Source organism: Flavobacterium sp. UM26 (genome assembly GCF_057922445.1).
The window spans coordinates 47,298-60,934 of record NZ_JBVHCY010000003.1 but is presented as its reverse complement, the minus strand read 5'-3'; the positions used below and the strand labels follow the sequence as shown (position 1 = coordinate 60,934).

12 protein-coding genes are annotated in these 13,637 nt (G+C 32.8%); 9 read left to right on the top strand and 3 right to left on the bottom strand.

The annotated features are described in order from the left end of the window. The first annotated feature begins 131 nt into the window (after positions 1–131). From ACZ1AQ_RS04680 to hemN, 9 genes are all read left to right on the top strand, one after another. Positions 132–1,775 (top strand): OstA-like protein, encoded by a 1,644-nt coding sequence (locus ACZ1AQ_RS04680; RefSeq protein ID WP_489631788.1) that lies wholly within the window; start codon positions 132–134, stop codon positions 1,773–1,775. Between the two features lie 79 nt (positions 1,776–1,854). Next, on the top strand, positions 1,855–3,048 hold the full coding sequence (locus ACZ1AQ_RS04675) for an aspartate aminotransferase family protein (protein ID WP_489631787.1): 1,194 nt from the start codon (positions 1,855–1,857) through the stop codon (positions 3,046–3,048). A gap of 150 nt (positions 3,049–3,198) precedes the next feature. Next, positions 3,199–4,593 carry a tetratricopeptide repeat protein gene (locus ACZ1AQ_RS04670; protein WP_489631786.1) on the top strand — a complete coding sequence of 465 codons (1,395 nt, stop codon included), beginning with the start codon at positions 3,199–3,201 and terminating at the stop codon, positions 4,591–4,593. 2 nt (positions 4,594–4,595) lie between these two features. Then, positions 4,596–5,345, top strand: a complete 750-nt coding sequence (locus ACZ1AQ_RS04665) for a shikimate dehydrogenase family protein (RefSeq protein WP_489631785.1) — start codon at positions 4,596–4,598, stop codon at positions 5,343–5,345. A gap of 170 nt (positions 5,346–5,515) precedes the next feature. After that, positions 5,516–6,274: a lipid A phosphoethanolamine transferase gene (locus tag ACZ1AQ_RS04660; protein ID WP_489631784.1), complete on the top strand. Its 759-nt coding sequence runs from the start codon at positions 5,516–5,518 to the stop codon at positions 6,272–6,274. Between the two features lie 140 nt (positions 6,275–6,414). Continuing rightward, positions 6,415–8,373, top strand: coding sequence for a DUF349 domain-containing protein (locus ACZ1AQ_RS04655; RefSeq protein WP_489631783.1), 1,959 nt, complete (start codon positions 6,415–6,417; stop codon positions 8,371–8,373). A gap of 127 nt (positions 8,374–8,500) precedes the next feature. Continuing rightward, on the top strand, positions 8,501–8,839 hold the full coding sequence (locus ACZ1AQ_RS04650; RefSeq protein WP_489631782.1) for a hypothetical protein: 339 nt from the start codon (positions 8,501–8,503) through the stop codon (positions 8,837–8,839). 101 nt (positions 8,840–8,940) lie between these two features. Further along, positions 8,941–9,414 carry a hypothetical protein gene (locus ACZ1AQ_RS04645; protein ID WP_489631781.1) on the top strand — a complete coding sequence of 158 codons (474 nt, stop codon included), beginning with the start codon at positions 8,941–8,943 and terminating at the stop codon, positions 9,412–9,414. Between the two features lie 136 nt (positions 9,415–9,550). Then, entirely contained in the window at positions 9,551–10,915 is a 1,365-nt protein-coding gene (gene hemN / locus ACZ1AQ_RS04640) for an oxygen-independent coproporphyrinogen III oxidase (protein ID WP_489631780.1), read from the top strand. A gap of 7 nt (positions 10,916–10,922) precedes the next feature. Here the strand turns inward: hemN and ACZ1AQ_RS04635 are convergent, their stop codons facing one another. The 3 genes from ACZ1AQ_RS04635 to ccoG are packed head-to-tail and all read right to left on the bottom strand — an operon-like array spanning position 10,923 to position 13,555. Continuing rightward, positions 10,923–11,624: a sulfite exporter TauE/SafE family protein gene (locus ACZ1AQ_RS04635; protein ID WP_489631779.1), complete on the bottom strand. Its 702-nt coding sequence runs from the start codon at positions 11,622–11,624 to the stop codon at positions 10,923–10,925. A gap of 27 nt (positions 11,625–11,651) precedes the next feature. Continuing rightward, a complete protein-coding gene (locus ACZ1AQ_RS04630) occupies positions 11,652–12,107 on the bottom strand; it encodes a FixH family protein (protein ID WP_489631778.1) in 456 nt (151 codons plus the stop codon). 29 nt (positions 12,108–12,136) lie between these two features. Beyond that, complete coding sequence (ccoG, locus tag ACZ1AQ_RS04625) at positions 12,137–13,555, bottom strand: cytochrome c oxidase accessory protein CcoG (RefSeq protein WP_489631777.1); 1,419 nt, start codon at positions 13,553–13,555, stop codon at positions 12,137–12,139. Positions 13,556–13,637: the final 82 nt, after the last annotated feature.

Here is a 13,637-nt window from a genome sequence, read left to right as displayed (position 1 = left end):
GTAAACAAAATTGTTAGTAATTTAAAAAATATAAACAATGCGTTTTTAACAGTAATTTTAACAGACACAAATGGATTATAATAAACCTATCCTACGCTGGTTTTTTATAAATTTGACAAAAATTTTTCCCATTGAAGAAACTAGTATTTATTATCCGTTTTTGTTTGATAATTAGCATTACTCCTCACCTATTTGCTCAGGCTCCAAAGAAAATTGTTGTCGAACATTCAGATTTTTTTAACGTTAATCAAATCGAGGCTCCTGATGCAGCATTGCTTACTGGAAATGTTCGTATGATTCATGATGGTGTAGTTATGACATGCAACAAAGCCTACTACTTTGAAAAAGAAAATTATATAAAAGCCTTTGGAAATGTGCAGTTAGTACAAGGAGATACCTTGTTTTTAAACAGTAAATATGCGGAATACAATGGAAACGTAAAAAAAGCGTTCGCCACAGGAAATGCTGTTATGAGTTCACCAGATGCAACTTTGGCTACCGACACTATTAATTTTGATCGCAATACTCAAGAAGTATTCTACAATACTAACGGAACCATTGTCAACAAAGAAAATACACTTAAAAGTAAATCTGGGAGGTATTACGTAACACAAAAGAAGTTTCAATTTTTGACAGCAGTTACAATTACCAATCCCACTTATGTTATCAAATCCAACCATTTGGATTATTATAGTAACTCGGGGCATTCCTATTTACTGGGTCCATCAACTATAACAAGCAAAGCCAACTATATTTACACAGAGAAAGGGTTTTATGACACTAAGAAAAATTTAGCGCATTTTTTGAATAAATCCTATATCAAATATGACGACAGATTAATCAGGGGAGACAGTTTGTATTATGACCGAAATAAAGAATTTGCATCCGCTACACGAAACGTAAAAATTACTGACTCTATCAACCGTGGTATTGTAAAAGGGCATTATGCAGAAGTTTACAAAAAGCAAGATTCTATGTTTGTGACCAAACGTGCCGTAGCGGTTAACTTTGTAGAAAACGACTCTGTCTATATTCACGGTAAAAAATTAATGGTTACCGGAAAAGAAGGCAATCGAATCATCAGAGCTTTCAACAATGTTCGTTTCTACAAAACGGATATGAGTGGCAAATGCGATTCTATTCATTCGAGTACAAAAACAGCCTTGACAAAACTCATTGGTAATCCGATTTTGTGGAATGCAGAAAATCAAATTACTGGCGACATCATGCATTTGATTGGGGATTCTAAAACCGAAAAATTAGATTCCTTAAAAGTACTCAATAATACGTTCATCCTCTCAAAAGATACTTTGGGAACAGGGTACAATCAAGTAAAGGGGCAAAATCTATTCGGCAAATTCAAAGATGGAAAACTCCACGATGTTGATATTATCAAAAACACCGAAGTCATTTACTATATGCGGAATGACGATAAAGAACTCATAGGAATCAATAAAAACAAGAGTAGTAAAATTAATATTGTTTTTGATAAAAACGCAATCGAAACTATCACATTCTTTAAAGAAGTAGATGGCGATATTTTTCCTGAGAAAGATCTTCCAGAAAATGCCCGAAAACTAAAAGGACTCGTTTGGCGAGGAGACGAAAGAATAAAATCAAAGGAAGACATTTTTCCTCCAGAAGAAAATATTGATAACGAAAAAATTGCCAAACAAACCAAAATAGCAAATGATCGAGCGGGTGTACCAATAAAACCTCGGAAAGAAACATTGAATTACGATAAAAAGAAACCTTCAGCAAAAGCAAAAAAATAGCTAAAGGGGATTTAAGTATTCAAAAAACACCCAAATAAGGAGATTTAAAACTCTTTATTTCAACAAATTAGAATTAAAAATGAATGCAGATTTTATCAAATACCAAGCACAAACTTCACCTTACCCATTAGGAATGGAAGTTTCGCATGCCATTGGTTCCTACATTTACGATACAAATAACAAGAAATATCTAGATTTTGTAGCCGGAGTATCTGCTTGTACTTTGGGACACCAAAACAAAAGAGTGAACGATGCAATCAAAAATCAATTAGATAAATATTCACACGTAATGGTTTATGGTGAATATTCTCAAAGTCCATCTGTGGCTTTTTGCAAATTATTGGCGGAGCATCTACCAGAACCGTTAAAAAAAACATATCTAGTCAATTCTGGCACAGAGGCAATCGAGGGTGCCTTAAAATTAGCAAGAAGAACCACCGGTAGAAGCCAATTAATCTCATGCCATAATGCGTATCACGGAAACACTATGGGTTCAATGAGTGTTATGGGTTTCGAAGAAAGAAAGCAAATTTTTCGTCCTTTAATTCCAGATGTAGATTTTATTACCTTCAATAACGAAGCCGATTTAGAAAAAATAACCACTAAAACTGCAGGAATCATTTTGGAAACTATTCAAGGTGGTGCAGGTTTCATTCAGCCAGAAAATGATTTTCTAAAAAAAGTAAGACAACGATGCACTGCAGTTGGTGCTATGATGATTGTTGATGAAATTCAACCCGGATTTGGAAGAACAGGTAAATTATTTGGCTTTCAAAACTATGATGTAGTTCCTGATATAGTAGTTATGGGAAAAGGAATGGGCGGCGGTATGCCGGTTGGAGCATTTACGGCAGCACCAGAAATGATGGATTTACTGAGTCATGACCCAAAATTGGGGCACATTACCACATTTGGAGGTCACCCTGTCATTGCGGCAGCTAGTTTGGCAACCTTGCAAGAAATTACCGAGACAAGTCTTATGACAGACGCTTTAGAAAAAGAAAAACTGTTTAGAAGTCTTTTGGTACATCCTTTGATAAAAGAAATCCGAGGAAAAGGATTGATGCTTGCGGCAATGACGGAACACGCCGAAATCACCAACGAAGTAATCCTAAAATGTCAAGACAGAGGATTAATTCTATTTTGGTTACTTTTTGAAGGCTGTGCCATACGAATCACTCCTCCTCTAACTATCTCAGAAGAAGAAATTAGAGAAGGTTGCGCCATCATTCTTGAGGTAATGAATGAAGTCGCTTTAAGCAAAAATTTGTAATATCGTTTGAACAAAACAACCAACCAAGATATATTTCTTAACTCAAGTAAGGGATGTTAATTAAATTGTTCACAACAATTCCAAAAAAGCCTCACAATAACAGTAAGGTTGCCTAATTTTAAGAAGGCAAACTCAAAAAACAATTTAAGTATGCAATTAAGCAACGAAGAAGAAGACTACAGCTTATCGCTATCCAAATTTGAGTCGATGTTGAAAACCAACAAAGTATTCTTTTTCGACTCCGAGGAATTTGAAGAAATCATTCTTCATTACCTTGATATGGGAAAAGCCAACTTGGCAAAAAAAGCCTTAAAACTAGCACTAGATCAACATCCTAAATCTACTGGACTAAAACTTGTCCAAGTAGAGATGTTGGTTTACGATGATAAATTAGATTTAGCTGAAAAAATGCTCAACGAATTGTACGCGATTGAGCCAACAAACGAAGAAATTTTTATTCAAAAAGCAAATATTTGGTCTAAAAGAGACCAACACGAAAAAGCAGTTGAACAGCTTAAAATTGCCTTAAAATACACTGATGATTACGCCGATGTGTACAACTTAATAGGTATGGAATATTTGTTTATGGATAATTTAGAATTAGCCAAACAAAGCTTCATCCAATGTTTAGAAGAAGACATAGAAGATCAATCTGCTTTGTATAACGTGGTGTATTGTTTTGAATTTTTAGATCAAAACCAAGAAGCCATAGCCTATCTCATCAAATACATCGATAGAAATCCCTACAGCGAAATTGCTTGGCATCAGTTAGGACGTTTACATTATAGCGTAAAAGAATACGAAAACGCCATTCGTGCTTTTGATTACGCTACACTCATTGACGAAGAATTCTTGGGCGCTTTTATGGAAAAAGCAAAAGCTTTAGAACGTCTAAAAAAATACGAAGAAGCCATTGTCAGTTACACTAGAACGATAGAATTAGACGATGCAACTTCATATGCCTTACTTCGTATTGGAAAATGTTATGAAAAATTAGGAAACAAAGCATTAGCGCTTAAATTTTTTAACCAAACGGTTCATGAAGATCCGCTATTAGATAAAGGCTGGATTGCCATTACTGATTTTTACATGCGTCAAAAAAACTACCAAAAAGCGTTGTTTTTTGTGAATAAAGCTTTGTCTATCGACAATCAAAATCGTTTGTATTGGAAACGCTATGCCACTATAAACAAACAAATGAACTTCTTTGAGGAAGCAGAATTTGGATATCGAAAAGCAGTAGAATTTGGCGATTATCAATTGGACACTTGGTTGTTTTGGGTTGATATTTTGCAATTTTTAGGTGAATTTGAAACAGCCATACAAACTTTGTTACAAGCTGCCGAATTTTTCCCAGAAGAAAATGAGATAGAGTACCGATTAGCTGGACTATATCTTATGATTCAAGAAGAAAGTAAAGGAAAAACCCATTTAAACAATGCTCTACGACTTAACTTCGATAACTACATTTTAATAGAAGATTTATTTCCAGTAGTTTGGAACCGAAAAATGGTTCAAAACTATATAGCAAAACACAAAAAATAACAATGATTGATTCTTTAAAGATGCGTTTTGGATTACTCGGACGCAATATAAGCTATTCATTTTCTAAAGGTCATTTTACAGAAAAGTTCAAAGACCCAATTTTTGAGGGCTATACTTATGAAAATTTTGACATTGAAGACATTAACTATTTTACCGAATTAATCAAAAACAATCCCGATCTAAGAGGACTAAACGTTACCATACCCTATAAAGAAGCTATACTCCCTTTTTTGGATAAAATTTCAAAAAAAGCATCAGTAATAGGCGCCGTAAATACGATTAAATTCACAAAAAGCGGAAAACTCAAAGGGTATAATACCGACTATTACGGATTCAAAAAATCATTAGAACCCTTATTACAACCTCATCACACAAAAGCGCTGATTTTGGGCACAGGTGGTGCTGCGAAAGGTGTTGCATTTGCTCTTGACGAGTTAGGCATTTTGTATACTTTTGTTTCTAGAGAAAACAAAGAAAAAACTATCCGCTACGACTTATTAAATGAAACCGTATTTGAAAACCATACAATTATCATCAATACCACACCATTAGGAACCAGCCCAAATACTGATAACTTTCCGGATATTCCTTATGAGTTCTTTACAGAAAAGCACATTGCTTATGATTTGATTTATAATCCCGCAGAAACTGTTTTTCTAAAGAAAGCCAAAAAACGTGGAGCCCAAACCAAAAACGGATTAGAAATGCTCATACTTCAAGCCGAAAAAGCTTGGCGAATTTGGAATAAATAGAAACTCTTATTATTCATAAAGTAAACATCAAAAGAATTCATTTGATGTTTTTTTTTATGTTTTTGAAGCAAATAGAAAATGTTTTTCAACAACAAGACTGAAAATCAAACCACAAACACCTAACAATCAATATATTTAACTAAATTAGCTCAACATAAATTTATTTTTTTATGAGAAAGCTATTGTTAGTTTTTTACTTTATAAGCTGTTACTCGGGCATTGTGGAAGCTCAAGACAAAAAAACGATTCGTAGCGAACAAAACCCTTTTTCTGAAGCTCGATTTACTTATTTTAAAGAAACGATAGTTTTATTCAATGAGTATTTAGACACTAAAAACGGATCATTTAACACCACTAATTTTCGTATTTTAAAACCCATTGGAAATCGCGCTTGGACAATTCGTTTTGACGCTCCTTTGATTTCTACAAATTCAAATACCAACAATAAAACTGGGCTTGGTGACCTTAGTTTCGCTACTTCATTTATACCCTATTTAACAAAAAAATCAGGTATAGCAACTCGGGTTAAAATAGCTTCGAATTCTGCAAACAACCCTAACTTTGGTTCTGGAAAATGGGTAATTTCACCAGCTATTTTTTATGGAACGTATATCGATACCAACAAAAAACTGCTGTTGATTTCAGACCTAGAATATCAATTTAGTTTTGCTGGCTCAAAAAATAGAGCTGATATTCGAACAACTGTACTTGAGAGTACTTTAGTGTATTCTTTTGCTAAAAATTGGGTCAGTTCAAACATTGCTTTTCGTTACAACGAGACTAGACAAGGTTTTCAAAATAGTGCATTTGTAGAATTCGGCAGAAAACTAACCCCCGATTCTTTGTTTTACATTCATCCAAGTGTAGGTTTCGGAGGGCAAAAATCATACAATTATGGTATTGAACTTGGAGTTGTTATTTTGTATTAATATAAATTTCGATAAAATTATCACAAAAAAAAGCACTTTTTTTAAAGGATAATCGCTATAAACTAAGGAAAAATTTTGCAATTAGCCAATCCTTTAGTACCTTTCGCATTCTTAAAAATTAACCCTAAACATTTCATAAAATGTTAGAAGAAAAGCATGATAACCTGCCCGATGCAGATGGAAGCCAATTATCAGAATCTATTGATAACCAAAACACTATCGAAAGCAACCTTGATAGTGACACAATTCCTGCATCAAGCTCAGAAGAATCTTTCACTGAGAATCAAACTATTTTGGATGCCATTGCTAATACCAATGCAGAAGAAAGCGAAGATGAAACTATTAAAGAACGTCACGATATTCCTATGCTTGACTATGAAGCATTGGACATGGAAACGCTTGTAAATGAACTAAAACGATTAGTCACTACTGAAAAAGTAATGTCTATCAAAGAACATGTTGAGGAGATAAAAAAAGCGTTCTTGGCGAAATATCATCATCTTTTAGAAGAGAAAAAAGAGGAATTTCTAGCAGAAAATACTGATCCAAACGAAACGTTTGAATATCATTTCCCCTTAAAAAGCAAGTTTGATCAATATTACACACAATTCAAAGAGAATAAAAATGCTCATTTTAAGAGTCTACAAACTAGTTTAAAGAGCAATTTAGAAACGAGATTAGCCATCGTAGAAGAGCTTAAAAACCTTATTGATCCGCAAGCTAATATCAAAGACACGCTAAAACATTTTAATGACTTAAGAGAGCGTTGGAAAAATGCTGGACCAATCCCTAAGGACAAATACAACCACGTTTGGAACAACTATCATTTTCATGTAGAAAATTTTTATGATTATTTGCATTTAGATCGTGAAGCAAGAGATATTGATTTTAAACACAACTTGGATTTAAAACTCAAAATTATTGCTAGAGTCGAGGAATTACTTCTTGAAGAAGATATCAATAAAGCATTCCGTGAATTACAAGATCTACATAGAATCTGGAAAGAAGATATTGGTCCTGTTTCCAAAGAACACCGTGATGAAATTTGGAATAAGTTTAGTGAATTGACTAAACAAATGCACGACAAACGTGAAAAATTGTTCGAAAAACAAAGAGGATCAGAGCTAGAAAACTTAGCAACAAAAAAAGAAATCATTGCAAAGATTGAACAATTAGCTACTGAAAAAGTCAATGCACACGCTCAATGGTTGATACAAATAGAAAAAGTAGAAGCGTTAAGAAATGCCTTTTTCACAGCTGGAAAAGTACCTTCTGATGTAAATGAAGCAACTTGGGCTGCTTTTAAGACAGCGGTAAGAAACTTTAATAGTTTCAAAAATTCGTTCTATAAGGATATCAAAAAAGACCAAACTGAGAATTTAAATAAAAAAATAGCTTTGGTGACTAAGGCCAAAGAACTACAAGAGAGTGAAGATTTTGCAACCACTACTCCAATAATGAAACAAATTCAAGAAGAGTGGAAACAAATTGGTCACGTACCAAGAAAATATTCCGATAAAATTTGGAATGAATTCAAAGAAGCGTGTAATCATTATTTTGCAAAAGTAAAGGAGCACCGCAATGAAGAAAACAGCGAGGAAATTGCAGCTTTCGAAAATAAAAAAGCGTACTTAGAAACCCTCAAAGAATTTCAACTTACTGGAGATCACAAAACCGATTTGGATGCAATAAAAAAACACATCGAAACATGGAAAAACTTTGGAAAGGTTCCTTTCCCAAGAAGACATATTGAAGGTAAATTCAATAAAATCTTAGACGCCTTGTTCGAAAAGTTGAGTCTTAGCAAAAAGGAAACCGATATGATGCGTTTTTCTAACCGTATGGAAAACTTATCCGAAAGTAATGACATACGTAAGTTAGATAACGAAAAGATTTTCTTAATGCGTAAAATTGAAGAAGTCCAAAACGAAATCTTTCAATTAGAAAACAACATTCAGTTCTTTACCAATACAAAAAACTCGAAGAAAGAAAATTCAATCGTGCTTGAGGTGAGAAAAAATATCGCTATTCACAAAGAAAGTCTTGAAGTGTGGAAAGAAAAACTGCAACAACTCAAAAATTTAAATTTAGAACAATAATTACTTAAATCCTCAATGTGAAAAAATTGAGGATTTTTTTTATCTGTGCTCTAAAGAATTAACAATCATTTAAGTCTATTAGTTATCCAAAGAAGCAAGAGAATTGTAGTTTTGTCAAATGACTTTCTTGCGTAAAATAGTATTGCTTTCAGGATTATTGTTTCTGTTTTGTCTTGCACAAAGCGAAAACAAAAGTCAGAATGTTTCAATTGAAGCAACACAAAAGGCTACAAATTTACAACAACAGTTTGTCAACTCATCTTATTTCATTCAGCCGACAACTGTTCATTTTACAGGTTTAAGTAACCGTTTTCATACACCAAATTTTGCCATATTCAGTGCGCTTTTTTTTACGCTTAAAATTGTAAAAACCGAAGAAGTTGTTGCTAAAGCATTTTCTTCGAAAAACATTAATAGAATACCTTTCGTATCATTTTTACTCTTTCCTGTCCATTATTTTTGGTGATAGCATTGAAATAATTGCAATTAGATACTCTTTGTATCGCAAAACTGATTTTCAAAAATGAATTTCAGTGTTTCATTATTTACCATTTAAAACAAAAAAGCATGGATACAGCAGTAACAATTATTGGTTTAGTAATAACCCTTTTAATAGCCATACCTCTATACTTTGTTATAAGAGGAAACAACAACAACAAAAAGAAAATTAAAGCAATACAAGCCCTTCATAATCCAAATAATACCTTAGATTTTGAAGAAACCGAAAAGCAGAACAAGAAAGTTTTTTCGATTGACAAAAAGAATAAAGCTTTTCTTTTTATTGATTTTAACCCTAAAGAAACGTTCTATAAATTCTTTGATTTAAATCAAATCGTAGGCTGTCACATGCTTTACACAACAGATCCGAAAACAAATAAAACAGTAAAAATTGAATTTGAGTTGTTGTATAAACATATCAATAAAAAAGAAGTTTTTACTGTTTATGATGCAAAATTCGATCCTATCAATCAAATCTGTCTTTTTGAAGATGAAAAACTAGCCAAAAACTGGAGACAAAAGATTAATTCTTTATTGGTATAACAGCATAATGCATACATAATTAACAACTGAGGAAAGATTTTTTTTATTCTTTTCTCAGTTTTTTAGTGTTTATGATAAATATCATTTCCTTGGGGAGCAATAACAGATATTTTTGTAGTCTAAATTTAAGTTAATTATGAAAAAAAATCTAATTCAAAAATACAACGTGCCAGGACCTAGATATACTAGTTACCCAACGGTACCGTATTGGAATGAATTGCTTTTTTCTAAAAACTTATGGATAGAAACACTAAAACGCTCATTCAAAGAAAGTAATTCTACTGAAGGCATTAGTTTATACATTCATTTGCCTTTTTGTGAAAGTCTTTGCACCTTTTGCGGATGCAACAAAAGAATTACAAAAAATCATAATGTTGAGCATCCTTACATCGAAGGATTATTAAAAGAATGGGATTTGTATTGTGAACTACTAAAAGAAAAACCATTCATAAAAGAGATTCATTTAGGAGGAGGTACTCCCACTTTCTTTTCTTCGGAACATTTAGAAAAATTAATTCATGGTATCTTAAATAAAGCACATAAAGCTCCAAACTATGAATTTAGTTTTGAAGGCCACCCAAACAACACCACTAAATCACAACTTCAATCACTGTATAACTTAGGTTTTCGAAGAGTAAGTTTTGGCGTTCAAGATTATTCAGAAAAAGTTCAAAACGCCATCCATAGGATACAACCTTTTCATAATGTAGCCAAAGTAACTTTTTGGGCCAAAGAAATTGGATATACCTCAATAGGTCACGATATTATTTTTGGTCTTCCGTTTCAAAAACTTGAAGATGTCGTTGATACCATTGAGAAAACAAAATCATTACATCCTGATCGATTAGCATTTTATAGCTATGCGCATGTACCATGGATAAAAGGAAATGGACAAAGAGGTTTTAAAGATTCAGACATTCCAAAAGACGAAGAGAAACGTAAATTGTATGAAGTTGGTAAAAAGTTATTGAGTAAAAATGGTTACCATGAGATTGGAATGGATCATTTTGCTCTAGAAGAAGATAGTCTTTTTGATTCCTTCAAAAACAAAAAACTACATCGTAATTTTATGGGGTACAGTTCCTCAAAAACTCAACTAATGATTGGTTTAGGTGTATCCTCAATTAGTGACAGCTGGTATAGTTTTGCTCAAAATGTCAAAACCATCGAAGAATACTATGACTGTTTACAAAAAGAGGAATTACCAGTATATCGTGGACATATTTTAACTCCAGAAGATTTAATCATCAGACAACACATTCTTAATTTAATGTGTCAATTTCAAACCTCTTGGAAAAATGAAAATACATATTTTGAAGAACTTCCTGAGGTTCTTACACAACTAGAAGAAATGCAAAAAGATGGTCTAATTTCCATAAAGAATCAAAAAATAACTGTCTTAGAGGCTGGAAAACCTTTTGTTCGTAATATATGTATGGCTTTCGACTTACTATTAAAAAGAAAAGCACCTGAAACGGCGCTTTTTTCTATGACTGTATAAACTTACTTTAATGGCAATTGGGATTTTGTTGCACAAATAAGCTTGTTGTATTAGGCGAAATATATGGAATCCCTAAACCTAAACCTCTTAGAATAAACAATACACCAATAACAACAGCAACATAAGGAATTATCTTTTGAATTTTATTCCTAACAGCCAGCGTCAAGAAAGAGTTGATATATACTACTGAACTCATCAAAGGGATCGTTCCCAATCCAAATAACAACATATAAAGTACGCCAAGCTCTGGACTTTGCATAGCAATAGCACCAAACAAAGCTACATAAACCATTCCGCAGGGTAGAAATCCATTAAACAAACCAATTGTAAATAATGATTTGTACGTTTTTTGCTTGAATTGACTTCCTAGTTTTTGCTTCAAACTAGAAATTAATCGATAAATGGGTTTTGAAAAATTGTACTTTGCAAAAATATTTTCTGGAATTAAAACCACTACAATCATTACGATACCGATAACAATAGAAAGTTTTTGCTGAATTCCAGCCATAAAAAAGCCTTTGCCTAATAGTCCAAAAAGCAATCCCATACTTCCGTAAGCTATGAGCCTACCAAAATGATAGGTCAAAATTTGAGTTACCTTCTTAGCCTGATTCGTGCGATCTACTGGTAAAAGCATTGCTATAGGTCCACACATTCCAACACAGTGAAAGCTACTTATTAATCCAAATAAAAAAGCGGTATAAAGCATTTGAAGATAACTTTAAGTATTAAACACTTACTTAATGTAAATCGTTTCTTTGGTCAAATATGCTTTGCCTTCATACTGCCATTCCATATTGATGTCCCAACTTCCTCCAACAAGATTTGTCTTGGGAATGTGCAAAACAGATTCTGCCAAAGCTAATTTTACTTGAAAATCCAATTTCTTATTGGAAGGACGGTATAATGCTACAGTACCCGTAATTTTTTTAGGATCAAAGTTCGCTGGAAAAGTAATTGTAACTTCATTTTCTAATTGTGTTACTAAAGGCTTATTAGGCAAATCTTGCGCATTTTGAACTCTTTGCATTTCTTCTTGATAATGAATATCATGTTTATAATACTCTTCAACCACTAAGTCATTATCGTATTTAGAATCAGATTGTACTTTTACAACAAAGTAGAGGATAAACGTCATAAACAAAGCAAAAGCTACTACAATGTATGTCCCCCAATTTAACTTTAATTTCATCTTTTATAATTTAATAATTAAAAATAGTGCTAATCGAAACTACGTGGTCCTAAAAAATTGGTCGCTGTAGTTTGAATTAACTCATCACCTTCATAAACTTCTATTTCAACTTTTGTTTTATCGCTCTCTAATAAATATTTATTGATTTCGATAAAAAGCGTTCCGCTACTCATACCTTGCCTTGGCACCACAAAATTTTGTTTTCCCACTACATTCAATGTTCCTTTAATATCTTTTAATTTAAAGTGAACATCTTTAATCTCATTATTGGACTTATTGATGATTTTGAAGGTATACACATTACTGATGTTATTCCCTTTGTGTTGAAACAATTGTCCAGGCAAGCGTAAAATAGACGTTTCTATTTCTGCACGTAAAAACAACAATCCAGAGAGAATTCCAATTAAAATTAATAACACAGCACTATAGCCTTTCATTCTAGTTGTAAACTTGAACTTTTCGTTTTTCTCGATTTCATCCTCTGAAGCATAACGAATTAATCCTTTTGGCAAGCCTACACTTTCCATAATTGTATCACACTCGTCAATACAAGCAGTACAATTGATACACTCTAATTGAGTTCCATTTCTAATATCAATTCCGGTAGGACAAACGTGTATACATTGTTTACAATCAATGCAGTCCCCTTTTCCAGTTGTCGCTCTATCTTCTTGCTTATTAAACTTTGCACGTCCTTTTTCTTTTTCACCACGCACAAAATCATAAGCGACATTTATTGATTTATTATCTAATAAAACACCTTGTAAACGACCATATGGACAAGCAATAATACAAACTTGTTCTCTGAACCAAGCGAAGACAAAATAAAATACTCCTGTAAATATCAATAGAGAAATTAAAGTGCTCAAATGTCCTTTAGGCCCATCTTCAATCATTTGAATCAATACATCACTACCTATCAAATAAGCCAAAAATACGTTGGCAATAAAGAAAGAAATCAAAAGAAAGATAAACCATTTTGTAACTTTCTTTCTTATTTTATCGGCATTCCACTCTTGCTTATCCAACCGAATTTGAGCTCCGCGATCACCTTCAATCCAATATTCTATTCTTCTAAAAACCATTTCTAAGAAAATGGTTTGAGGGCAAATCCATCCACAAAAAATACGTCCAAAAATCACAGTAAATAGTATTACAAATACTACTCCCACTATCATGAACAAAACAAAAAGATAGAAATCTTGCGGCCAAAATGGAAAGCTAAAAATATTAAAACGACGTTCTAGAACATTGAACATCATAAACTGATTGCCATTTATTTTTATGAATGGATTGGCAACAAGAATAATCAACAAAAAATAACTCAACCATTTGCGATAGTCGTAAAATTTACCCGAAGGTTTTTTGGGATAAATATACTTTCTATTGCCTTCTTTATCGATAGTTGCAATACTATCTCTAAAAGATTCATCAGGTAAAACTGCCATGGTTTTTTGATTTTAATAGACTTTTAAAACGACTGTGTCAAAGCAAAACACTTTGACACAGGCTATATAATTATTTGAATTA